This window comes from Yoonia sediminilitoris, from assembly GCF_003058085.1.
In the GTDB taxonomy this organism is placed as follows: Bacteria; Pseudomonadota; Alphaproteobacteria; order Rhodobacterales; family Rhodobacteraceae; genus Yoonia; species Yoonia sediminilitoris.
The window spans coordinates 18,014-41,881 of sequence record NZ_QBUD01000017.1; the positions used below are offsets into that span (position 1 = coordinate 18,014).

At 57.5% G+C, this 23,868-nt stretch carries 23 protein-coding genes and 1 tRNA gene; 8 read left to right on the forward strand and 16 right to left on the reverse strand.

Annotation, left to right across the window (positions count from 1 at the left end):
• The first annotated feature begins 8 nt into the window (after positions 1-8).
• Both C8N45_RS20510 and C8N45_RS20515 read left to right on the forward strand, forming a co-directional pair.
• Positions 9-974: a class I SAM-dependent methyltransferase gene (locus tag C8N45_RS20510; protein WP_108388490.1), complete on the forward strand. Its 966-nt coding sequence runs from the start codon at positions 9-11 to the stop codon at positions 972-974.
• 18 nt (positions 975-992) lie between these two features.
• Complete coding sequence (locus C8N45_RS20515) at positions 993-1,796, forward strand: SDR family NAD(P)-dependent oxidoreductase (RefSeq protein WP_108388492.1); 804 nt, start codon at positions 993-995, stop codon at positions 1,794-1,796.
• On the opposite strand, the gene C8N45_RS20520 is transcribed toward C8N45_RS20515, so the two are convergent.
• Complete coding sequence (locus C8N45_RS20520) at positions 1,797-2,183, reverse strand: hypothetical protein (RefSeq protein WP_108388612.1); 387 nt, start codon at positions 2,181-2,183, stop codon at positions 1,797-1,799.
• A gap of 94 nt (positions 2,184-2,277) precedes the next feature.
• Between C8N45_RS20520 and hemF the strand changes: the two genes are divergently transcribed.
• Positions 2,278-3,156 (forward strand): oxygen-dependent coproporphyrinogen oxidase, encoded by an 879-nt coding sequence (gene hemF, locus C8N45_RS20525; protein WP_108388494.1) that lies wholly within the window; start codon positions 2,278-2,280, stop codon positions 3,154-3,156.
• Positions 3,157-3,594: 438 nt separating this feature from the next.
• Here hemF and hemE read toward each other — a convergent pair whose 3' ends face one another.
• Positions 3,595-4,629: a uroporphyrinogen decarboxylase gene (gene hemE, locus C8N45_RS20535; RefSeq protein ID WP_108388498.1), complete on the reverse strand. Its 1,035-nt coding sequence runs from the start codon at positions 4,627-4,629 to the stop codon at positions 3,595-3,597.
• A gap of 95 nt (positions 4,630-4,724) precedes the next feature.
• On the opposite strand from hemE, the gene hemC reads away from it, so the two are divergent.
• The gene (gene hemC / locus C8N45_RS20540) at positions 4,725-5,669 is read left to right on the forward strand and encodes a hydroxymethylbilane synthase (RefSeq protein ID WP_108388500.1); all 945 of its coding nucleotides are present in this window, start codon (positions 4,725-4,727) and stop codon (positions 5,667-5,669) included.
• Positions 5,670-5,698: 29 nt separating this feature from the next.
• On the opposite strand, the gene C8N45_RS20545 is transcribed toward hemC, so the two are convergent.
• The 13 genes from C8N45_RS20545 to C8N45_RS20605 all read right to left on the reverse strand — a co-directional run bounded on the left by C8N45_RS20545 (position 5,699) and on the right by C8N45_RS20605 (position 19,188).
• Positions 5,699-7,108, reverse strand: a complete 1,410-nt coding sequence (locus tag C8N45_RS20545) for an FAD-binding oxidoreductase (RefSeq protein WP_108388502.1) — start codon at positions 7,106-7,108, stop codon at positions 5,699-5,701.
• A gap of 105 nt (positions 7,109-7,213) precedes the next feature.
• Positions 7,214-7,290 (reverse strand) — tRNA-Met (locus C8N45_RS20550).
• 95 nt (positions 7,291-7,385) lie between these two features.
• Positions 7,386-8,396 carry a cytochrome d ubiquinol oxidase subunit II gene (locus tag C8N45_RS20555; protein ID WP_108388504.1) on the reverse strand — a complete coding sequence of 337 codons (1,011 nt, stop codon included), beginning with the start codon at positions 8,394-8,396 and terminating at the stop codon, positions 7,386-7,388.
• A 5-nt stretch (positions 8,397-8,401) separates the two neighbouring features.
• A complete protein-coding gene (locus tag C8N45_RS20560) occupies positions 8,402-9,790 on the reverse strand; it encodes a cytochrome ubiquinol oxidase subunit I (protein WP_108388506.1) in 1,389 nt (462 codons plus the stop codon).
• A 230-nt stretch (positions 9,791-10,020) separates the two neighbouring features.
• Positions 10,021-10,974 (reverse strand): aldose epimerase family protein, encoded by a 954-nt coding sequence (locus C8N45_RS20565; protein ID WP_108388508.1) that lies wholly within the window; start codon positions 10,972-10,974, stop codon positions 10,021-10,023.
• Positions 10,971-12,872 carry a beta-galactosidase gene (locus C8N45_RS20570; RefSeq protein WP_108388510.1) on the reverse strand — a complete coding sequence of 634 codons (1,902 nt, stop codon included), beginning with the start codon at positions 12,870-12,872 and terminating at the stop codon, positions 10,971-10,973. The genes C8N45_RS20565 and C8N45_RS20570 overlap by 4 nt, the downstream gene beginning before the upstream one ends.
• Before the next feature lie 37 nt (positions 12,873-12,909).
• Positions 12,910-13,737: an SMP-30/gluconolactonase/LRE family protein gene (locus C8N45_RS20575; RefSeq protein WP_108388512.1), complete on the reverse strand. Its 828-nt coding sequence runs from the start codon at positions 13,735-13,737 to the stop codon at positions 12,910-12,912.
• A complete protein-coding gene (locus C8N45_RS20580; RefSeq protein ID WP_108388514.1) occupies positions 13,734-14,339 on the reverse strand; it encodes a 2-dehydro-3-deoxy-6-phosphogalactonate aldolase in 606 nt (201 codons plus the stop codon). Before C8N45_RS20580 ends, C8N45_RS20575 begins: the two co-directional genes overlap by 4 nt.
• Positions 14,340-14,342: 3 nt before the next feature.
• Positions 14,343-15,242, reverse strand: coding sequence for a 2-dehydro-3-deoxygalactonokinase (locus C8N45_RS20585; protein ID WP_108388516.1), 900 nt, complete (start codon positions 15,240-15,242; stop codon positions 14,343-14,345).
• Positions 15,239-15,997: an SDR family NAD(P)-dependent oxidoreductase gene (locus C8N45_RS20590; protein ID WP_108388518.1), complete on the reverse strand. Its 759-nt coding sequence runs from the start codon at positions 15,995-15,997 to the stop codon at positions 15,239-15,241. The genes C8N45_RS20585 and C8N45_RS20590 overlap by 4 nt, the downstream gene beginning before the upstream one ends.
• Positions 15,998-16,016: 19 nt before the next feature.
• Positions 16,017-16,865: a carbohydrate ABC transporter permease gene (locus C8N45_RS20595; protein WP_108388520.1), complete on the reverse strand. Its 849-nt coding sequence runs from the start codon at positions 16,863-16,865 to the stop codon at positions 16,017-16,019.
• Positions 16,865-17,794 (reverse strand): carbohydrate ABC transporter permease, encoded by a 930-nt coding sequence (locus tag C8N45_RS20600; RefSeq protein ID WP_108388522.1) that lies wholly within the window; start codon positions 17,792-17,794, stop codon positions 16,865-16,867. Before C8N45_RS20600 ends, C8N45_RS20595 begins: the two co-directional genes overlap by 1 nt.
• A 128-nt stretch (positions 17,795-17,922) precedes the next feature.
• Entirely contained in the window at positions 17,923-19,188 is a 1,266-nt protein-coding gene (locus tag C8N45_RS20605; protein WP_108388524.1) for an ABC transporter substrate-binding protein, read from the reverse strand.
• Between the two features lie 161 nt (positions 19,189-19,349).
• Between C8N45_RS20605 and C8N45_RS20610 the strand changes: the two genes are divergently transcribed.
• The 3 genes from C8N45_RS20610 (at position 19,350) to C8N45_RS20620 (ending at position 22,523) form a co-directional block, all read left to right on the forward strand.
• Positions 19,350-20,153 (forward strand): IclR family transcriptional regulator, encoded by an 804-nt coding sequence (locus tag C8N45_RS20610; RefSeq protein ID WP_108388526.1) that lies wholly within the window; start codon positions 19,350-19,352, stop codon positions 20,151-20,153.
• 3 nt (positions 20,154-20,156) lie between these two features.
• Positions 20,157-21,218, forward strand: coding sequence for an ABC transporter ATP-binding protein (locus C8N45_RS20615; RefSeq protein ID WP_108388528.1), 1,062 nt, complete (start codon positions 20,157-20,159; stop codon positions 21,216-21,218).
• A 93-nt stretch (positions 21,219-21,311) separates the two neighbouring features.
• The gene (locus C8N45_RS20620) at positions 21,312-22,523 is read left to right on the forward strand and encodes a threonine ammonia-lyase (protein WP_108388614.1); all 1,212 of its coding nucleotides are present in this window, start codon (positions 21,312-21,314) and stop codon (positions 22,521-22,523) included.
• A gap of 112 nt (positions 22,524-22,635) precedes the next feature.
• Here C8N45_RS20620 and C8N45_RS20625 read toward each other — a convergent pair whose 3' ends face one another.
• The gene (locus C8N45_RS20625; RefSeq protein WP_108388530.1) at positions 22,636-23,220 is read right to left on the reverse strand and encodes a Spy/CpxP family protein refolding chaperone; all 585 of its coding nucleotides are present in this window, start codon (positions 23,218-23,220) and stop codon (positions 22,636-22,638) included.
• Positions 23,221-23,282: 62 nt separating this feature from the next.
• Between C8N45_RS20625 and C8N45_RS24175 the strand changes: the two genes are divergently transcribed.
• Positions 23,283-23,807: a Crp/Fnr family transcriptional regulator gene (locus tag C8N45_RS24175; protein WP_168769540.1), complete on the forward strand. Its 525-nt coding sequence runs from the start codon at positions 23,283-23,285 to the stop codon at positions 23,805-23,807.
• Positions 23,808-23,868 lie beyond the last annotated feature (61 nt).

The window sequence follows — 23,868 nt, forward strand, 5'->3', positions numbered from 1 at the left end:
ACCCCGACATGTCCCAATCCCGCTTAAGCACCGCGATCCAAGACGGCCAGTTGTCGCTGCCTGCGGGTCGCGTCAAACTGATGCGTCCGCCTGCGACCTATGATGTCACTGCGTTGCCGCGTGATGCGATAATGATTGATCACGGGTTTTATCCTGACTACCGCGCCTGGCAAAATGCGGCTTACCCACAGGCAGATGGGCGTGCCGCAACTGCAATTGTGGTTGTGCCCCGCGCCAAGAAACTGGCCCGTGCAATGATACATGACGCCTGTGCGACCGCCGATCTGGTGATCGTTGACGGACAAAAGACCGATGGCGTTGACGGGCTTTACAAGGATTGCCGCAAGCGGCTGGGCAATCTGCCCACAGTCACCAAGGGGCACGGGCGGTTGTTCTGGTTTGATGCCAGCGACGCATTTGCCGATTGGGCCGCACCGCAAGCCACCAAAGGACCGCATGGTTATTACAACCTGCCGGGCGTGTTTTCGGATGGTGCCGTGGACAAGGGGTCGGCATTGCTGACCGATTGTCTGCCGCCGAAACTGCCAAAGCGAATGGCAGATCTGGGCGCGGGCTGGGGTTATCTGGCCGGCGGAATTCTGGCCCGCCAAGGTGTTCAGTCGCTTGATTTGATTGAGGCCGAGAAGCTTTCGCTTGCGTGTGCGCGATTGAATGTGACCGACCCGCGGGTCGCGTTTCACTGGGCCGATGCGACGGCATTTGAGGCTAATCCTGCCTACGACGGGATTGTGATGAACCCACCGTTTCATACAACCCGGGCAGCTGACCATGGGCTGGGGCGCGCCTTTATTCAGGCCGCAGCGCGCCTGTTGACCCCGCAAGGCAAGCTGTGGATGGTTGCAAATCGCCATCTACCCTACGAAGGCACATTGGCTGAATCTTTTCGCAACGTGGACATGATTGCCGACAATGGTGCGTTCAAGGTATTTCGCGCGACAAAGCCCCAACGCTGACGAACAAGGAGAACGGACATGTCTTTTTCCATTGCAGGCAAAACGGCCATCGTGACGGGGGCGGCCAATGGTGTCGGGCTCGCCATTGGACGCCATTTCGTGAAGATGGGGGCCAATGTCGTTTTCGCCGATATGGACGAAAAGGGGCTGTGCCACGAACTGGCGGACGAGGCCGGGAAAGATGAAAACGTGCGTAAGTTCGCAGGTGATCTGCGCAAGAAGCTGACGATTCGCAATCTCCTGTCCGCGACGGTTGATGCGTTTGAACGGGTGGATATTCTGGTCAATGCATCGCGGCAGGTGATCACGACAGATCCGCTTGACCCTGACGATAACTCTGTCGAGGAACTGCTGCAGCAGAACACCCTGACCGCCATGCGGATGAGTCAGGCCGTTGCACGCCGCATGATCAAACAGGCTGGTGACAATCCGTCGGGTTCTATCGGGTCAATCGTGAACATCAGTTCGATTGCCGCATGTCGCGCCCATCCCGATTTGCTGGCCTATTCGGTCAGCACGGCCGCTTTGGAACAAATGACGCGCTCAATGGCGGTGGCTCTTGCGGCGAATGGCATTCGGGTCAATGCCGTTGCATTCGGTAGCGTCATGAGCGCGAGCCTGAAAGGATCCTTGAAAGATCAGGACGAAACCCGCGAGGCGATTCTCGAAAACACACCGCTGCACCGGATCGCCAGTCCGGGCGAAGTGTCGGACGCGGTGCAGTATCTTGCCTCTGATGCGTCGAACTTTGTCACCGGGCAGATTATCACAGTTGATGGGGGCCGGACCCTGATTGACCCTGCGGCGGTGTCGGCACACTGATCACTCCGGATAGGTTGCGATACATTGGCCGACGGCTTGGTCTGATGCAGCCTTGACCAGACGTTGACGTTCCAACATCGAGTTTAGCTTGTCCTGCTCGGCGTTCAGGTCAATCGCGACGGGTCGGGTTGTTGTGACAGTTTCGGTTTCATCACAGGGAAAACGGAAGGTTGATCCATCTTCATTCCGTCCGCGACAGGTCCGACTCAGCGTACGCACTTCCTGTTCTTCGACAATTGCATAGCCGCGCGCCAGATTCCCTTGGGTTTCGTTTATCAGAGCGTTCAGGATGCGTAGTTGGCTTGTGGCGTCTCTGATACATTGTTCACGGGGCGTGGCGCAGGCGGCCAGCACAACCAAAGGAAGCAAAAAGGGGATGCGGCGCATTGTGGTCTCCGGCTGTTTGGTCTGGATCATCGTGATGGCTTCGCTATGGTGCGAAAAAACACTGTTATGCAATATCAAGTGACAAGGGGCAGGGATGTCAAACGGATTTGAAGCTGAAAAGGCAAAAGCATCTGCGTGGTTTCGGACTTTGCGGGATGAGATTGTCGCAGCTTTTGAAGGGCTTGAAGACAGCCACACCGGTGAAGGGACCGCTGGTCGATTTGAAGTGACCGAAACCAAACGCGCGGCAGATGATGGCTCTGACGCAGGCGGCGGCCTGATGTCCGTCATGCGTGGCGGGCGTGTGTTTGAAAAAGTTGGCGTGAATGTTTCCACAGTACATGGCCAGCTGGGGGCCGCCGCGCAGCAGGCAATGGCGGCGCGTGGCGTGCCGGGAATGGAAAACGACCCGCGCTTCTGGGCCTCGGGCATTTCGCTGGTTGCACATATGCAAAACCCCCATGCGCCTGCCGTGCATATGAACACCCGCATGTTCTGGACGCCCCACGCATGGTGGTTTGGCGGCGGTTCCGACCTGAACCCCTGCATCGAATATGACGAAGACACTGCCCATTTCCACGCCACGCAAAAGGCTCATCTGGACCCCCACGGTGAAGATCTTTACCCCAAGCTCAAGGCGTGGGCTGATGAGTATTTCTATATCCCGCACCGCAACCGCGCGCGCGGTGTTGGTGGCATCTTTATGGATGATCGTTGCACCGGCGATTGGGAGGCTGATTTCAAGCTGACTCAGGATATCGGGCGCGCATTTTTGCCAGCCTATGTTCCACTGGTCGAAAAACGGCGCAATACGGCATGGTCTGATGCCGACAAAGACACGCAACTGATCCATCGCGGCCTTTATGCAGAGTATAACCTTGTGTATGACCGGGGCACGAAATTCGGGCTGGCCACAGGCCATGATGCCAATGCCGTCTTGATGAGCCTGCCACCACTTGCCAAGTGGGTCTAGGACCCGCCGAACTGCACCCATTTGGCACTGCCTGCAAGGCTGCTATCCGGTGTCTTGGGTGGCTTTGTCATTTATTCGAATGCGGCTCGGCTTGCCACGGGCCCCTTGGCGATCTCGCGCAGGAACATGCTGGCATATGCTAGGCGATAGTTCCAAGTTTGAGGCATCGCTGAGCATCTGTGCTGCCTTATCGGGGGCGATGTGAACCGTTATGCGGGCGATGCGAATCTCGATCAGACCATGCGGCCTTTCGATATGGGCGGGGATGCCCAATGCCGCCCGTTCTGACGCGCTTGCGCCCACCTGCGCTGTCCAGCCTACGGTCGCGATCAGAAACCCCGACCAAAGCCCGTGGAAGCCATGATAGATTAAGCGGATGGTTAGGGCAAAGGTCACTCAGATTTGTTTGCCCGCCCTTCGCATATGATCTTGGCGAAATTAGGCCCCGCGTACTGTGTCGATCATCAGTTGCACGTTTTCGGGGTCGGCATCGGGTGTGATCCCATGCCCAAGGTTAAAGATATGCGGTCCGTTCTTGAGTGCCGCACAAATGCGCCGGGTCTCTGATACCAGCGCATCGCCGCCCGTGACCATGTGCGACGACTTCAGGTTGCCCTGCACGCAACCGTCGATTTGCACATGTTCGGCAACCCAGGCTGCATCAACCCCGTCATCGACAGCCACGCAGTCCGCGCCGGTGGCAGCATGGACACCCACGTATCTTTCACCGGCCCCGCGCGGGAAGGCGATGACAGGAATGCCAGGGTGCCGCTCTTTCAATGCGGCTGTGATCTGCTGCATGGGTTTGATAGAGAATTCTGTGAAATCATCGCCTTGCAAGGACCCGGCCCAACTGTCGAACAGCTTGACACATTCAGCACCTGCGTCGATTTGTTTGGACAGATATTCAATGGTGCCTTCAGTGATCCGGTTGATCAACCCTTCGAACACAGGGCGGTTTTCAGCCTTTAACGCGTGGGCTGGTCCCTGATCTGGCGTGCCTTGGCCTGCAATCATATAGGTCGCCACGGTCCAGGGTGCGCCGGCAAATCCGATCAGGGTGGTTTCATCGGGTAATTCGCGCGACAGGATGCTGACCGTCTCGTAGATCGGGTTGAGCGTGTCGTGGATCGCCTCGGTAGGTTTCAACTGTGCCAGTTCATCCGCCGTCGTGATTGTGGACAAGCGCGGCCCTTCGCCGGTGACAAACCACAGGTCGGCCCCCAGCGCCTGTGGCAGCAACAAAATATCTGCAAAAAGAATCGCCGCATCAAATCCATAGCGGCGGATTGGTTGTAACGTGACCTCTGCCGCCAGTTCAGGATTGTAGCAGAGCGATAAAAAGTCCCCGGCCTGCGCCCGCGTGGCCTTATATTCAGGCAGATAGCGCCCCGCTTGCCGCATCATCCAGATCGGAGGTGTTGGAAGCGTTTCGCCCGCAAGGGCCCGGAGGATTGTTTTTTGCTGCGCCATTTATGGGTCCTTTTTCGTGTTCCTTGTGGTCCCAATTGCGGATGATCTTGTCAAGGGAGTTGTCAGGCTAGGTTGACAGGTCTAACAATCATTTCATGACAGTGAATATGCCCACACCCGCCGCACCCTTCAATATTGGCACCCGCGGATCGCCGCTTGCATTGGCGCAAGCGTACGAGACCCGCACCCGGCTGATGGCCGCCTTTGATCTGCCCCAAGAGGCGTTCAAAATCTGCGTCATCAAGGTGACTGGCGACCAGATATTGGATAAACCCCTGCGCGAAATCGATGGCAAGGGCCTTTTCACCCGTGAGATTGAAGAGGCGCTGTTAGAGGGCACGATTGATATTGCCGTCCATTCCACCAAAGACATGCCCGTTGCCCAGCCCGCTGGTCTGGTGATGGAGACATTCCTTCCCCGCGAAGATGTTCGCGACGCCTTTGTTTCCCTGAAATACAAGAGTTTGCATGACCTGCCGGATGGTGCTGTTGTGGGCACGTCATCGACACGCAGGCGCGCGCAACTGGCGGCAAAGTTTCCCAATTTGCAGGTCGTTGAATTCAGGGGCAATGTGCAGACCCGCCTGAAGAAACTGGCTGAAGGTGTCGCTGACGCCACATTTTTGGCGACTGCTGGCCTGCGGCGGCTGGGGATGGAAGATGTGCCCTATATGCCAATCGACGCGGAACATATGTTGCCTGCAATCGCACAGGGCGCGATCGGTATTGAACGGCGTGTGGATGATGAACGCGCAGCAGAGATGCTTGCGGCAATCCATGATGCACCAACCGGGCACAGGCTGGCTGCGGAACGTGCGCTTCTTGCCGGACTGGACGGGTCTTGCGAAACGCCGATTGGCGGGCTGGCAGAAATAGAGGGCGGTATGTTGCGCCTGCGTGGGGAAATCCTGCGCGGTGACGGGTCAGAGGTTCTGACCGACGATGCAACTGTGCCGTTGGCGGATGGTCCCAAGCTTGGCGCAGAAATGGCGGCCCGCCTTTTGGCGCAGGCGGGGCCGGGGTTCTTTGACCACTCTTGATGCCCAAAGCGCCGCCTAGGGTCCTAACCCTAGTCTGGAATCACCTTGCCCGGATTCAATATACCTTTGGGATCAAGGGCGGCCTTGATCGCGCGCATAGCATCCAAGGCAACAGGGTCCTTGCGCCGTCGCATCGTTTCAAGTTTTGACAGGCCGATACCATGTTCGGCGCTGAATGACCCGCCGAGTTCCTGAACCACATCTTCTACGGCAGCGGTCATGGCATCATGAATGCTTGGGTCGTTGTGTTTGGTATAGGTGGTGTGGTGGATATTCCCGTCGCCCAAGTGCGCTACGATCAGTTCCCTGGCGTCGGGATCGATCGCCTTGAGCCGCGGTGTGACTGCGGCTTCGAATGCGCCAACCTTGTCGATTGGGACCGCAACATCGGTATTCACAAAAGGTCCACCCTGAAACACGATTTCTCCGGCTTGTTCGCGGCGCTCCCACATGGTGCGCCTTTGTGCTTCGTTTTGGGCAATCACAGCGTCAATGACCTTCCCGTTTTCGAGCATGTTGCCAAGAATGGCCTCCATTTTGCTGATAATCGGGATTTCGCCGGTCAGGGTAGGGGCTGCGTCATGCTCTGCCGTGGCACCGACTTCGAGAAGAATGTTTATGTCGTAGCTTTCGGCAAAGGGGGCGGTGGCACCTTTTACAAGCGCCATGTGCCGGTCGATGTAGTTGCGCGGCATATATTCAAACGCCTCGACCGCGCCGCCGGTTTCGTCCTGAACAATGTTGAGCAGGTCAAGCGCATCATCAAGCGACGGAACCGCGACCATCGCGGTGCCATAAGCGCGCGGTTTGGGCCAAAGTTTCATGACCGCTGCGGTAATGATACCTAGTGTGCCTTCGGCCCCGATCACCAGTTGGCGCAGGTTCAGTCCAGAGTTGTCTTTGTGCAGCGCGCTCATCAAATTCATGATGCGACCGTCTGCCATGACGACTTCGACCCCCAAACACAGGTCGCGGGTGTTACCATAGCGAACCACATTGGACCCGCCAGCATTGGTGGACAGAACCCCACCGATCATCGCCGACCCGCGCGCCCCGAACGTGAGCGGAAAGATCAGATCGTGCGCGTCTACCGCGTCATGCAGCGTAGACAGGATGACACCGGCCCCAACCGTGGCCGTACGCCCTTTGGGGTCAATCTTTGTGATCTGGCTGAGCCGGTCCAAGGACAGGATCAGCGCGTCGGTTCCCAAGGTCGCTCCGGTCAGGCCGGTGTGGCCAGAGACGGGCACGACGGGTGTGCCATTTTCGTTGGCGATCTTGAGCACGGCCGCGACCTGTGCTGTGTCGGCAGGGCGGAGCACGGCAAGAGGCTGACCACTGTAGGCGCCCGTCCAGTCAGTGACATAGTCTGCTGTGTCGCCCCCTGTCAGAACATATTTTTCACCGATTGCGGCAGTGATCTGGGGCAGAACTGACATGGCGACCTCTGTTAGAAGAATACTAATGCAACAGAGGTAGAGCGGCGAGCGACAGACTTAAAGTAAGATCACTCTGTCCTCAAAGATTTTTGGAGGAGAAGGTGGTGGTGGCGTGGGGGAGATTTGAACTCCCGACCTAACGATTATGAGTCGTTCGCTCTAACCAACTGAGCTACCGCGCCGGACCACGAGGGACCGATTACGCAATGGGTGCAGGTGTGTCAAACCGATTCTGCCCTCAAGATGGGTTAAAACTCATCTTACGGTCTGGTGCCTGTCAGTCGTATCGCAATTCGCGCGCTTTTCCCTTGAAGATGTAATACGACAGCACGGTATATCCCATGATGGTGGGGAGCACGAAACAGGTCCCGATCAGGATGATGAACAGACTTTCGGGCGCACTTGCTGCTTCGTAGATCGTCAGCTTTTCGGGCACCACATAGGGGTAAAAGCTATATGCCATTCCGCCAAAGGCCATGACCCAGAGGGCTGTCGCGGCTACGAATGGCTTCCACGACATCCGGTCTTGCGCGTAGGGCATCTTTTGCAGCATCACCCACAGCCAGACCACCAATCCGCCCGACATAAGGGGCAACGGGGCCAGATAGAGCGCAGCGGGAAAGCTGAACCATTTGTCGAATATCCGATCGCTGACGAATGGTGTAGCCAGTGAGATCGCCCCGATCCCGAGGACCAGCCCCCATATACCGCCTTTGGCCCAATCGACGGCCTTGCGTTGCAGAAATTCATCGGTCTTGTGAATGACCCATGTCGCCCCGATGAAACTGTACCCGACTGCGAGGAACACGGCTGTGAGCAGGCCGAATCCTGCATGTGCCCACGTCCAGTCCAGACCCATGACATACATTCCCAGCATGAAACCTTGTGCGAGCGCGGTCATGAGTGATCCTGCAAAGAACAGATTGTTCCAAAGCTCCTTTTGTGGCGCCGGGGCCTTGGCCCGGAATTCGAACGCGACCCCGCGCAAAATCAGGCCGATCAACATGATCGCCACTGGCAGATAGAGTGCCGTCAGGATCGCCCCATGCGCAGACGGAAACGCGACAAGCAGCAGCCCGACCGCCAGAACAAGCCAGGTCTCGTTGGCATCCCAGAACGGCCCTATCGATGCGATCATCCGGTCTTTTTCTTCGTCATCTGCGAAGGGAAACAAAAGCCCGACACCCAGGTCAAACCCATCCAAAATCACATAGATCAGAATGGATAGCCCCATAAGGGCAGCAAAGACGAAGGGTAGCCAAACGGCGGGATCTCCGAAATAGTACATGTTGCTTACTCCGCAGGCATGGCGTTTGGTTGTTGGCGCGGTGTCGGCGCGACAGGGGTTCCGATGTCTTCACCCCTGGACATTTTCCGCGCCAGATAGAAGATCACGTAGATGTAGGCCGACAGTAGCAACAGATAGACGACCATGTAGGCGATGAAGGTTGACAGCACCATTGGTGCGGGCACGTCTGCGACCGCCTGCTTTGTCGTCATCACCCCTTGAACAAGCCATGGCTGGCGTCCGATTTCAGTCGTGTACCAGCCTGCGAGGGTGGCCAGCCAGCCGCTGAAGCTCATCCCGACAAGCGCATAGAGCATCGGCTTGGGCAATCCTTCGACGCCGCGTTTGCGCCGCAACATCATGGCGGACGCTGCCCAACTTATCACTAACATCGCCATCCCTGTCCCGACCATCACACGGAACGACCAGAACACGGGGGCCACGCGCGGGTGTAGGATTTCACCCTCCTCAGATACAAAGTCGTTCAGCCCCTTGATTTCTCCGTCCCATTCATGGGTCAGGATGAAAGACGCCAGATTGGGAATGCCGATTTCATAGTGGTTCGTGCGGGCCTCATCATCGGGAATCGCAAAGAGCAACAACGGCACGTTGCCCCCGGTTTCCCAGTGCCCTTCCATGGCGGCCACTTTGGCTGGCTGATATTCCTTGGTGTTCAGACCATGCATGTCACCCACGAGAATTTGTACCGGGATCAGCAAGGCCGCCGCATAAATCGCTGTCTTTAGCGCGACGCGCACGCCTTGTGTCTTGCCGCCGATCAACCAGCGGAAAGCGCTGACGCCTGCGATCAGGAAGCTGCAGGTGAGGAAGCTGGCCAGCACCATATGGCCGAAACGGTAGGGCATGGACGGGTTGAAAATAATCTCTGACCAGTCCGTTGCATGGGCAACCCCGTCAATCATTTCAAAGCCTTGCGGCGTGTGCATCCATGAATTCAACACGATAATCCAGAAGGCCGACATCATCGTGCCAAAGGCAACAAGGAAGGTCGCTGTTGTATGCAGCCATGCAGGCACGCGGGACGCGCCGAACAACATGATCCCAAGAAAGACGGCTTCGAGGAAGAACGCAGTCATGATCTCGTAGGCAAGCAGTGGCCCCGCGATATTGCCGACCGTTTCCATGAAACCGGGCCAGTTGGTGCCAAACTGGAACGACATGGTGATGCCGGACACAACACCCATGGCAAAGGACAGTGCAAAGACTTTTACCCAGAAGCGATAGGCCTCCATCCATTTTTCCTGACCGGTCATGTTGAACCGCACGCGGAAGAACAAAAGCGCCCAACCAAGCGCGATCGTGATTGTTGGAAACAGGATGTGGAAAGAGATATTCGCCGCAAATTGCATGCGCGATAAGATAAGCGTGTCCATTTTGCCCTCTGTATGAAAAGCAGATTAACTTGTTATCAAAGTATTTAGCGCGTCTGGGCGTAATGTCAGGGGGTGCGACAGCACAGCGCGATTGCCTTGTAGCTGCAGATTTGACGACAATTTTGTTCGTTATTTCAAAGCCTGGGACATCCATTCATGCCGGGGCTTGCGCGACCCTTGTTCGTCGTCGTTCCCGCATGCACGACGCGCTGGCCAACATGGCCGATGTGTCAGTCAGAGGTTTGTGCGAACTGCCAGCGCGTTATCTGGTTGTAGGGCGCGTCAGGGCCAACTTTGATTGAGGGAAAGGTTGGATTGTTCGGCGCATCGGGCCAGCTTTGCGCCTCAACCGCAAGCCCTTTGTAGGATGTGCGTCCATCATAGATTTGCAGCCCCGGTTCGGTGGTCGCCAAGCGCATGGTGACACCGGAATTGCCACGCAATGACAAAACCTCGCGCAGCGCGGTTCGCCGGTCGGACAGGCAGAAATTATTGTCAAAGGGCGGGTTCTTTACCGTGATGACCCGGGCCTGCCGAAAGTCCATTTCCGTTCCGGTGACATCGCAAATTTCGCCAGTTGGATAGTCGTCTGCAGTTGACGGTAAATAGCGGTCCGCATCAATCCAGAGCTGGTGACCGTCCCAGCGGTCGCTGCCATCTAGGTTCCAGTAGCTGTGGTTGGCAAAATTCATGGCGGTCACTTCGTCGGTGGTCCCCGTGATCGTCAAGGTAAGCATGGCGGGGGCCGCGACCTCGAACCGGGCGGTGATATGGCGGTTGCCGGGCAGGCCGCACATCCCGTCGGGCAGCGTCAATGTCATCACGGCGTGCGTGGATGAAACTTCGGCCACGGTCCAGACTTGAAGATGTGTGCCCTCTGCCCCGGAGTGAAGGTGAATGCGTCCGTCCTGATTGCGCTCAAGCTCGTGCATCATGCCGCCCAGTCGGATGCGCGCATTGCTGATCCGGTTTACGATAGGACCGATCAGGGAACCGTGGTGGCGCATTGCCCCTTCATAGTCGGCCAGATTGTCGGAACCGAGCGTCAGGTTGTGGTCCACCCCGGCAAGCCGCACATCCTGCAACATTACGCCCAGCGTCAAAAGCTGCACGGTCAGATCGCCAGCCTGTAGCTTTATCTGGTGCACCTCTTGCCCGCGCGCTGTCGTTCCAAACGGCCTCAAAGGGTTTCCCAATGCACACCGGCTGCGGGGATCATCCGGTCGCCCCACTTTTGCGCCTTTGGCGCGTAGTTGAAGACAAAGCGATGCGTGGCTGTGTCGCGAATCCGCAATCCTTCAGGCAGATCATGGGCGGACAGGTCCAGTTCTGCGGCGATCGCGCGGATGATCTTGTCAAAGGTGGCGTCATCGGGCCAGCCGGCCAGATAGCGCAGATGTGGGCCGCCCATGATCGCCGGTTGCCCGGTCTTGGTGTGCAGATGCACGTCGGCCTTCCCTTCGACATGTTCGAACCAATGGCGGAAACGGCCTTTGTCCTGTAGTTTCACCTTACTTGTCGGGGGGATGCTTTCGGTCAGGGTGACGGTCGCGTCTACACCGGGCAGATCAGGCCCGAGTGGCACAGGAATGGCCAGTTCTTCGGTTTTTGTATCGGTTCGCGGACCCAGCAGGGCGATGCCTTTAAAGTGCGCCAATGCGTCGCGCAGCTTGTCTGACAAATGCATGACCCCCGGTGCAAGGACCATAGGGTAACCGGACAGGTCGGTCGTATCGGGGGGCAGGATATCAATATTCAGACCGGCCCGCCGCAGTGCACGGTAAGCCGCGAAGGCAAGCCGGAACATGTCAAAATCCGCACCTTGCGGCTGTGTTTCCCACGCCCACGCGCTTTCATAATCAAAGATCAATGCCGCCTGCGCCGTGGCTGTGCCCACATCCGGGAGCGCCGCGATTTCATCGGCGACCTGACGTGCCTCTGCCAGCGCAGGGGCTGGCGCGCTATCGGGCCGCAAGAGGCCCGCGTGCATCTGTTCCTGCGCAAGCGGTGCCTGCCGCCAACGGAAATAGCAGACAGTTTCGGCACCATGGGCAAATGCTTCCCACGCCCAGAGCCGGGCCATACCGGGCAGGGGGGCAGGGTTGTAGGGCGCCCAGTTCACCGGGCCGGGTTGTTGTTCCATCACCCACATTCGTCCATGCCCAACGGCCCGGTAAAGGTCGTGGTGAAACGCTTGATTGTCGGGGTGCCCCTGACGCAAGAAAGTTTGCTTGAAACTTGCGCTGCCTTCCAGCCGATCAGATAGGAAGCCAATAGGGTAACTATCCCACGACGCGATATCAAGGTCGGCCCCAACCTTCCAATGATCGAAATTTGTCACCCTTCCCATATAGTTATGGATCAAAGGTGCCACAGTGTAGCGGCGCAGTTCATCCGCCTGCACCCTGTTGAAGGCAACAACCTGATCGGACGCATAGCGCCGGAACGCCATCACATGCGCCGGGTTCGGTTCGGTTACAGTCAGGTTGGGCAGGTCGATCTGGTCAAAACGATCATATTCCATCGACCAGAACACATTGCCCCATGCCCGGTTCAGCGCGTCGGTCGACTGATAGCGTTGTGCCAGCCAGTCCTGAAAGCCTCGTTGCGCTGCATCGGAGTAACTCAGCGTTGTATCGTGGCAGTCATATTCATTGTCGATCTGCCATGCAGCGATGTGCGGATTCTGCCCGTACCGCTGCCCCATCAGGCGGGCAATGCGGCGGCATTCGTCCCGGTAAGGCAGGTGGCTGAAATCGTAGTGACGGCGCGAGCCGAACTTGCGCGGGCGACCTTCCGCATCAACAGGCAGCATGTCAGGGTACTTGTCCAGCATCCAGCGCGGCGGCGTGGCTGTCGGTGTGCCAAGAATGATCTTCAGGCCTGCGCCGCCCAAAACGTCAATCGCCTGATCCAGCCAGTCCCACGTCAGCGTGCCTGGCTGCGGTTCCATCCGGCTCCACCCGAATTCGCCAATCCGCACCCATGTCAGACCCGCATCAACCATGCGTCGGGCATCGTCGGCCCACTGGTCTTGTGGCCAATGTTCAGGATAATAGCAGACGCCGAGCGTGCGTTTCATGGGGCAGCCTTGTTGTGTTGGTCGGAAACTGGAAAGGTCAGAGCAGAACCTGATGCTCCGTTTGTCCGGCGGTATCGGTGGTGACGCAAAAGGTTTTGCCATCGTCCGTGCCTGCGGGGTCCAGATCAGTGGCAGCAGACGTGCAGTACAGCGTTTTCAGGTCCTTGCCCCCAAAGGCGGGGCAACTGGTTTGGGTGGCAGGAAAACTGACGGTCTGAAGCAAGCTTCCATCCGGCGCATACTGGGCTACCCGACCGGCCCCCCATTGCGCGTTCCAAAGGTTGCCCGTGGCATCCACGACCGCCCCATCGACGCCAAAGCGTTCGCCGCTCAGATCCAGATGCACCTCTGCGACGCCGTCAGGCCAGCCGTCGGAGCCAAGCTGCCATTTCATGATCTTCCCGACCTCCGTATCAACGTAGAAGGCAGCCTGACCATCGGGGGCGAAACATATCGCATTGCTGATCGTCACGTCTGCGACCAGTTTACGTAATTCGCCTTTGTAATAGCGATAGATCGCGCCCGCTTGCGGCTCTGCGTTAATGCCCATCGTGCCGATCCAGAACCCGCCCTGCGGGTCGGCCCGGCCATCGTTTGAGCGGGTGACCGGATTGTTCGCCTCAAGGTCGCACAGTTTTTTCTGTGCGCCGGTCTCAAGATCAAACCGCATCAACTGCTTGCTGGACGCGATCATCAGCGTGGTGTCATCCACCCAGCCCGCCGCCGAGACATATTCGTCGAATTGCCAGTGGTGTCCTTTGGTGTGCAGGCGTTTTTCCAGAATATCGAACCAGAAGAACTGTTGTCGTTGGGGATGCCAAAGCGGGCCTTCGCCGAGTGTACAGGTCGTGTCGTCATAGATCATTGCGCGGCCTCATCATAAGCGGCGACCATGTCGCGGGCGCGCGTAGCGACCTCGTCCACCCCAAGTCCGGGCTTGTAAAGGGCAGAGCCGATGCCAAAACCATCCGCGCTTGCCGCCATCCATTGCGCGAAATTGTCAGGGCCAGCCCCGCCCACGGCATAGACTTGCGTGCCAGGGGGCAGAACCGCGCGGATCGCCTTGATCCCCTCCGGCCCCAGCAGGCTGGCGGGAAAGATTTTCAGCCCGTCTGCCCCAGCTTTGAGGGCCGCGAAACATTCGGTGGGTGTCATGACGCCGGGCCAGCTTTCCATGCCTGCGGCCTTGGTCGCGACGATCACCCGCTGGTCGCAGTTGGGCGACACGACCAACTTGCCACCCGCCTGCGCCACGCGCCCCACATCGTCGGTCGATAGCACCGTACCTGCCCCGATCAGGGCGCTGTCCCCGTGGGCGTCGACCATCGATTTGATGCTGGCAAATGGATCGGGCGAGTTGAGGGGCACTTCGATCTTGGTGATACCCGCGTCGATCAAAGCACCGCACATGTCTGCGGCCTCGGCGGGGGTGACGCCGCGCAGGATGGCGATCAAAGGGCGAGTCATGGGTTATCCTTTCAGGCGGCGATAGGCGGCCGTGAGCCCTGCCAATGTGATCGCGTCGCCTTTGACTTGTGTTGCAGGGGCCGATTGCGCGGCAAGCGCATCGACATAGCGTTTTGACAGGCCACCGGCACCGATCACGGCAATCTGCTGGCCCAGCCAATAGGGCTTGGCCGCTGCCAGTTCGGTGCCGATCAGAAGCCCCGAAAGCCGTGCTTTGGCCGCCGCCGCGGGCAGGCCATGCAACAACCCCTCGGCGCGCAGGGAGAACAGCCGCGCTGCAATCCGCTCGGGGCGGGCCATACCGTCTGCCAACCCGGAGTCAAACGCAGCGCCATCCCAGTCGTCGGACGCGACGGAGTGGCGCAGTACGCTATGTTGCGAAAGCAGCGCGAACAGCTCGCCCGTCATGAATGTCTGAAAGCTGACAACCTCATCGGCACTGACATGAACCCATTTTGTGTGGGTGCCGGGCAGGCAGATGATGCCATCCCACTTGGGATTCAGTTCCAGAAAGCCAGCGATTTGCGTTTCTTCGCCGCGCATTACGTCGGCGGGGCTTTCCTGTTTGATACCGGGAATGACATGCACGGTCAGGTCGGGGGTCTTGCAGGGGGCCTGCGCGAACGCCTCTCGTGCGACGGGACATGGCACGGCCGCATAGGGCGCCTCGACCCAGCCTTGGCGGGATCCGACCATGCCGCAGGCAAGGACTGTGGTCGGTCCTTGCATCCATGGGCCGATCACATCCAGCAGCGCAGGTTCGAACTGCTCTGGGGTGAGCTTGCTCATGCCATTGTCTGACGCGCCTTCCGCCAAGACAGTGCCAGAGCCTGACATCGCCCAGGCCCGCATGTTGGTTGTTCCCCAATCAACAGCGATCCAGTCTGGCTGTATGTCCGTCATCCTGTTGTCACCACACCGCCATCGATTACAATTGTCTGCCCCGTCATCATGGCTGATGCATCCGAGGCCAGAAACAAGGTCCCGCCCACCATATCTTCGGGTTGCATGAATTCTGCAAGACACTGGCGGTCCAGATGGGCCGCTTTGGCCTTTGGTTCGGCCCAAAGCGCAAGCTGTTTTTCGGTCATGACCCAGCCCGGTGCAATGGCATTGACCCTGATTCCCTTTGGGCCAAAGGCGCGGGCCAAAGACCGTGTCATGCCCGAGATACCTGCATTTGCAGTCGTGTAGGGGACCAGATTACCCATCCCCAACATGTAAGACGTTGAGGAATAGTTGATGATCGACCCTTTCGCGGCCATCCGTTCAGCCGCTTTCTGACAACTGAAGAAATAGGCTTTGAGGTTAACCGCCTGCATGTCATCCCAGATGTCGGGGGTCACGGCAGCAACGTCATAGCGCATGTCATTGGCGGCATTGTTGACGACCGCCTTGAATGGCCCGTGCGCGTCGGCGGCCCTGTCCATGGCATCATGCATTGCACTTGTATCTGTCACATCGCACTGGGTGAAAAGCGGCGGGTGCGCGGCTGTTGCGCCAAGCTCATCTACGAAACCCGCGGCATCGACAAAATCGACAAACGCGACCTTGGCCCCTTGTGCGCAAAAAGCGGCGGTCAGTGCTGCCCCGATACCGGTGCCACCGCCGGTAATGAAAACCGATGCATCGGCGAGATCATGAAAAGTGGCAGTCATTATCGCTCCGTTGTGGGTTTTACTTGACGGCGCCAAGGGTCAAACCCGCGATGAAATGCTTTTGCATCAGAAAGAACATCGCAACAGGGGGCAAAGCGGCAACAATCGACCCCGCGCTCATCAGGTGATAGGCAGCGCGGAATTGCGAGTTGAATTCGGTGATGCCTGCGGTGACGGGCTGCGCACCTGGTCCTTGGGTCAACACGACGGCCCAGAAATAATCGTTCCAGATGAAGGTAAAGATCAGCACGGCGAGTGCCGCCAGCGCGGGCTTCATCAATGGCAGGACCACGAACCAGAAGATGCGCCATTCCGCGACCCCCTCGACGCGCGCGGCCTCGATCAATGGAAAGGGCAGGGCCCGGATAAAGTTGCGCATGAAGAGCGTGCAAAATCCGGTTTGAAAGGCGATGTGAAACAGGATCAGCCCGGTTTTCGTATCATAAAGGTTCAGACCGATGGTCAGGTCACGCACCGGGACCATCAGAATCTGGAACGGCACGAAGTTGCCTGCGATGAACATGAAAAAGATCAGCAGGTTGCCCTTGAACTTGTAAACGCCCAACGCAAACCCGGCCATGCAGGACAGGGCCACTGCGCCGATCACGGTGGGGATGGTGATGAAGAGTGAGTTCATCAGATAGCGCGGCATGTTGGATTCAAAGAATACCTTGCCGTAGTTGGTGAACCCCTCAAAACTGCTGGGTACGCCCCAATAATTGCCGTTGGTAAAATCGGCATCAGGCTTGATGGAAAACAATGCGACAGCCAGTAGCGGCAGAAGCCACGCAATCAGGACAAGCGGCAGGATAATCTGATAAGAGATTTGCCACTGCCGTGACGATTTTTCGATAGGTGTCGGAAACATCAGCGCGCTCCCTTTTCGTCTTGATACATCGACCACAGGAAGTAGACGATGAAGCCAAGCATGATGAAGAACAGGACCACGGCGATGGCCGCACCATAGCCCATGCGGAACCCGAATTCGGACAGCGATTCCTCGAACATGTAAAATGACAGGACGCGCGTTGACCCGAACGGCCCGCCGTTGGTCATCACACTGATCAGGTCGAACGACCGCAGCGCGCCGATGATGGTGACGACAAAGGCAATGAATGTCGCGGGTTTCAACTGCGGCAGGATCACATACCACAGCATCTTGTAGCCCTTGGCCCCGTCAAGCCGCGCGGCCTCGACCTGTTCGGGATCAACGGCGTTGAGTCCGGTCAGATAAAGGATCATGCAATAGGCCGTCTGCGGCCAGAGCCCGGCGGCGATGATGCCGTAGGTGGCGGTGTTGGGGTTCCCCAGAACGCCGCCTTTGATATCCAGCCCAAAGAAGCCGATGATGATTTCAAACAGACCCACATTGGGCAGGTAGAACCATGAAAACACCAGCCCGACAACGACCTGTGAAATCACGAAAGGAAAGAAAAACAGCGACTTGTAAAGCCGGATGCCGCGCACTGTCTGGTTCAGGAAAAGCGCTATGAACAGACCCGCCGGGATCGCCAACAGATAAAGCACCAGCCAGCGCAGGTTATTCCAGAAGGACACTTCGAACTTACGGTCGATGCTTTGGTCGCCGATGCCCAGCAGGCGTTCGTAGTTCGCTGTGCCGACCCATGTTTTTTCCCCCAGACCGTCCCATTCGTGCAGGGAGATCCAGAAAGACTGGCCAATGGGAATGATCACATAGACGGCAAAAAACAGCATGGCAGGGGCCAGAAACAGCCATGGCGTAATGGCAATTTCATTGCGCTTGTACCAGCTGCGATGGGTGTCGGCGGATGCCATGATTTGCCTCCCCTTGGGTCAACACATGCGAAAGACCCTTCATGGTCTTGCGGATGCGTTGGAGCGTGGATTGCACCCACCCTTTGCGCAGGGTGGGTGCTGGCAGGCGGGGAAACCCCGCCAAGCCGTTATTGATAGATGCGCTGGCGTGTCTCTTCGAGACGGGCAAGGATGTCATCAAGGTTGTCTGGGAACACCATGAACTCCTGCAGACCTTCCATGCCGACGGATGCCATTTCCGCATCAAAGTCGCGGTCAAAGAACTGCATGATGCCGCCTGTGGCGTTGGTCGACAGCATGTTGAAGCCCTGTTCAAGGAACTTGTCGTTGTCGATGGAGGCGTTTGCATTCACTGGCAACTGACCCAGCGCATCACCGGCGTTGATCTTGGTCTGCACGTCGGCAGATGTCACAAACCGCAGGAATTCCTTGGCGGCGTCCATGTTCTGCGCGCCAGATGCGATGTGGAAAGTATCCGTTGGCGCATCTTCGGCATAAGCCACGTCAGGATTGATCGTTGGGAACTGGTAGAAGTCCAGTTGATCATCTGTCAGCCCGCCTTCGCGCATGGCGGCGACGGCAAAGTTACCCATCAGATAAGCGGCTGCTTCGCCGTTCAGCATGAAGGGCAGGGCTTCCTGCCAGCTGTAGTTCTGGTGGTCGTCGATAAAGGCGCCCATGTCGATCAGCTGACGCCAGTTGGCGAATGTCTGGCGAACGCGGTCATCTGTCCATGCGACTTCGCCACGTGCCAGTGCCATATGGAAATCATAGCCATTGGTGCGCGAGTTGATGTAGTCAAACCAGCCGCCGGCGGTCCACAGGAACTTGGTGCCGATGGTGTAGCATTTGACGCCATTGTCCAGAAGGGTCTGGCAGTTGGCCATCTCTTCTTCCCATGTGGTGGGCTCGGACAGGCCGTATTGGTCAAACAGGTCTTTGCGGTAGTAAACGCCCCACTGGTAGTAGGTGTAGGGCACGCCCCACTGTTTGCCATCCAATGTCATCGCACCTTTGGTCGATGCCAGTGCTGCCATTTCTTCCTCTGCCCACAGGTCAGAGATATCGGCAAAGAGACCAGCGTCCACGTAGGGGCGCATCCGGTTGGCGGCGTACCAGTTCACCACGTCGGGCGGGTTCGCACCCAACGCGTTACGGATTTGTGTTTTCCACGCCTCGCGGTCAACAACAGTCAGTTCGATGTTCAGGTCAGGGTGAAGGGCGCTAAAATCAGCGACAAGCCCTTCCATGACTGCGCGCGGCGCAGGGTTCGACATGTCTGATGTAATCTTCAGGTCGCCGGACAGCGCGGCATGTGCATCGGCAAAAGCAGCAGATGCTGCAATACCCGATGCAACCACCGCCGCGAGCGACGTTTTCAAAATGGAATGCATGGTGTCCTCCCAATATGCTTCCGTGGTCAAAACAGTTTCATTATTTGAAACATGGTTTTGGATATTGATACTAAAGCGTGACTCGGCTAGGCTTGTCAACAGTCCAGGGCGTCACCGGGTGGGGATCGGTGGCAAAGCCCCGCTGGACAAAGGGAGGATACATGGCTCATGTGACCGGTGACGGCACAGTCGGAAAGGCGCTGGAAGTGCTGGATCAGGTGGCAGCCTTTGGGCGGCCTGTCCGGTTCAGCGAATTGCTGGCGCAGTCGCCGTTTCCCAAGCCCACGCTTTACCGCTTTGTGCAGACGCTCACCAACCAGCGTATGCTGGCCTATGATCCTGACAGGCAGACCTATACGCCGGGGCTGCGGCTTGTGCGGCTGGCCCATGCCGCATGGGAACAATCCACATTGGCCCCGATTGCCCGCCCGCATATAGAGGCGCTGAGCAGTCAAGTGGGTGAAACGGTGCATCTGGCGCAGTTGGATCATGCGCATGTGCTTTACGTGGACAAGGTCAACGCAGCCCAGCCGGTTGAGATGTACAGTCAGGCTGGCAAGATCGGACCGGCCTATTGCACTGGCGTTGGCAAGACCATGCTTGCATTTATCGCGTCTGACCGGGTTGAAGAGTGCATCGCACAGCAATCGTTTCATATTTTCACGCCGCATACCCTGACCGGACCAGAGGCATTGCGGGAGGAGTTGCGCGACATCCGTACCCGTGGCTATGGGTTCGACCGTGAAGAGCATGAGCCCGGCATTATTTGCGTCGCGATGCCGATCCTGTCGGAAAGCGGGCGCGTGCATGGGGCTATCTCTGTGACTAGCACAACAGAACGCAACGATCTGGCAGGCCTCGAAGCGCAGGTGCCTCTCTTGCGAGAAACGGCAACCAGTATTTCAAGGGATATCCATAACTGGAGCTTCCCTGACCATGACAAGAAACAAGCAACGGGGGGATAGGCCATGTCAGGTGTGACACTGAACAAGGTAATCAAGAAGTATGGCGATGTGCAGGTCATCCATGGGATTGATCTGGAGATCAACGATGGTGAATTCTGCGTCTTTGTCGGACCGTCCGGCTGCGGAAAATCCACATTGCTGCGCATGGTCGCAGGGCTTGAGGAAACGACCGATGGTCAGATCAATATTGGCACCCGGGATGTCACCCGCATGGACCCGTCCCAGCGCGGGGTTGCGATGGTGTTCCAGACCTATGCGCTATATCCGCATATGACAGTCAAGGATAACATGGGGTTTGGCCTGAAAATGAATGGCCACCCCAAGGCCGAGATTGCCGAAAAGGTCGCCGAAGCGACCCGTATTCTGAAACTTGAACAATATCTTGACCGCAAGCCTTCTGCCTTGTCGGGGGGGCAGCGGCAGCGGGTGTCCATCGGGCGCGCCATCGTGCGCGGGCCCGAGGTGTTTTTGTTCGATGAACCCCTGTCGAATCTGGACGCCGAACTGCGGGTTGAAATGCGTGTCGAGATCGCGCGCCTGCACAAGGAAATCGGCGCCACGATGATCTATGTGACCCACGATCAGGTCGAGGCGATGACGTTGGCCGACAAGATCGTCGTGCTGCGCGCGGGCAATATCGAACAGGTGGGCGCGCCGATGGAGTTGTACCGTGACCCCGATAACAAGTTTGTGGCTGGTTTCATCGGATCACCGGCGATGAATTTCCTTGAAGGAGTCGCCAACGATGGCGCGGTGACAGTGCCCGGCATGAAGGCCAGTTTCGACGGGGTGATCGCGCCAGCCTACAGCGGCAAGAAAATCACCGTGGGTATGCGGGCCGAACATCTGATGGTGGACCCAGGCGGTGACACGCACACCGTTGAAATGACAGAAAGCCTTGGCGGCGTGTCCTTCGTTTATCTGACCGGTGACACAGGCGAGAGGATCGTGATCGAGGAACGCGGCGACGAACGCTCGGCCGAAGGGGCGCGTGTTGGCGTGAGCATCGACAAAAGCCGCCTGTATCTGTTTGACGCCGAAACAGAGGCGCGTATTCGGACCTAGTACCCGCAGGTTCGGGGCGCTGCGCAATCGCATTGCGGCACGGCCAATTCTGCGAGAGTGTGGCGACAGCCCGCATCTGGCAAGGAGAATACCGTGGAGCTCGACGTCGAACAGATCAAAGCCGTCTACGAGACGATCAAACCCGCGACCATACGCACGCCCATGGTGCCCGCGACCCGGTTGTCGCACCATCTGGGCATTGATCTGTCGCTCAAGCTGGAAAACCTGCAACACACCAACGCCTTCAAGGCGCGTGGCGCGCTGGCCAAGCTGCTGACCCTGACGGACGACATGCGCAAAACCGGCGTGATCGCCTGTAGCGCGGGCAACCATGCGCAGGGTGTTGCCTATCACTCAAACCGGCTTGGTATTCCGGCAACAATCGTGATGCCGGAGGGGACACCTTTCAACAAGATCAAACGCACGAGCGATCTGGGGGCAGAGGTGGTTATCCATGGCCAAGGCTTCGATGACAGCGTGCAGTTCACGCTTGATCTGGCTGCGCAAAAGGGCCTGACATTTATCCATCCGTTTGACGACCCGATGGTTGTGGCGGGCCAAGGCACTGTCGCGCTGGAGATGCTCGAACAGGACCCTGATCTTGATACAATTGTTGTACCGATTGGCGGCGGTGGCCTGATCGCGGGCATGGCTATCGCGGCCAAAGGCGTCAAACCCCAGATCGAGATCGTGGGCGCGCAGGCGCATCTGTTTGATGCGGCCAAGGCTGATTTTGACGAGGCCGCGCCCAACTTTGCAGGCGCAACACTGGCCGAAGGCATTGCGGTGCGCCAGCCTGCGGATGCAAATCTTGACGTGATCCGCCGCCTTGTCGACCGTATCGACAGCGCGACAGAGGCCGAAATCGAGAATGCGATCTTTGATCTGCTATCCTACGAAAAGCTGGTCGCCGAGGGTGCCGCAGGCGCCGGGCTGGCCGTGATAGAAAAGCATCTGGACCAATATAAAGGCAAAAAGGTGGGCCTTGTGATTTGCGGCGGGAATATCGATTCCCGCCTGCTGTCCACGCTGATCCTGCGCGGCCTGATGCGCGATGGCCGGATCACGCGGCTGACGTTTGAAATCAGCGACACGCCCGGTCAACTTTCCAAAATATCGCGGATCATCGGGGACGCGGGGGCCAACGTGATTGAAGTGATCCACCAACGCATGATGCAAAGCGTATCGCTGAAACAGGCCGAACTTGAGGTCGTCATCGAAGCTCGCGACCAGACCCATGTGGATGAAATCGTTGGCGCATTGCGGGAAAACGGGCTGACAGTCCGCATCCCCCAAGACGTATGATCACCTGTTCGGCCCCGCCGATAACTGGAATTCTCAGAAAATCAATTGGATAGTAGCACGTCCGCAAAGAGCCCACTTAGACCAATGGTGCGTGCTGCACGAATGTCGGTTCTTATTGGTCGTCGCATCCGTTGTGGCGTTGCCACAATGTTGCATCGTGCCCATCTGGAACAGATGAACACGGGTCCGAAGCGTAGCCTCGCAAGACAGCGTATGCGGCGACCTTCTCTGCGCTCAAAAGCTCCGTTGTCATCAAATGGCGTGATAGATGAACATATCTTAGATCAGCGCGCGCAGCTTCCGCTTCATCAATGAGGTGCCTCAGCTGATTTGCATCCAAACTGGTCGATCTAAATCCCTCGTCCAGACTGCGCTCTGCCTCTATTAATGCTTCGCCCTTTGCGATGGCATCGACACGCATCTCTTTAAATATCATGGATATGCGTTGTTGCTGCCCGTCAGAAAGGTCGAGTTCATCAGCGAGTTCGAGAACATGAGCCGGACCCGGATAACCATTGAGTTCAGCAGGCAAGGCAAGGCCCCAACCTGACCCTTCCCGCAAAGCTTCGATGTCTTGTTCAGACAGGCTTGTGATCTCACGCGTTTCAAAGCCCTGATATGGCTGATGCGTCTCGTCGGCTGCCGCAATAGATGAGAAAGCGACCGAAGCGATGAGGAAAGCGAATAATCTTGTCATGTAAATCTCCTTCTTTCCTTAACATCTGGCGCAATCTAGTCTGATTCCATATGATACCTATCATGTGGCGGGATTTTCCGATCTTTGAAGCCAAGACGGTTCGGCAATTTGGTCCTGGCGATATCGTCTTTCGATCTGAGTCCGAGGTGACGCAGGTATTTCTGGTATGCAAAGGTCACACCGCGCTGGTCCGGCCACTGGCGTCAGGACAACAAGCAGTTTTGCAGCGTGCATCATCCGGACATATCATCGCTGAGGCATCCGTGTATGCGCGCAGATATCATTGTGATTGTATAGCGGTGGAACCGTCTGAGCTCGCATCTATGCCGCGCGAGTCCTTTCTAGATGCGCTTCGATCCAATCAGCCCCTATCCGAAGCTTGGGCTTCGTATCTGGCGCATGGCGTCCAACAAGCACGGATGCGTGCTGAAGTCCGCAGTCTGAAAACTGTTGCAGAGCGACTTGATGCGTGGATGGCTGAGTACGGCAATCTTCCCCAGAGAGGTAAGTGGCAAGGCTTAGCAGATGAATTGTCTGTAAGCCGCGAAGCCCTATACCGCGAGTTGGCGCGACGTCGAATTTCGTGACATGCATTGCTGCAAAAGCCGACATTCAAATTGGAACCCTAAACGGCAGCAAAGTGCGCAC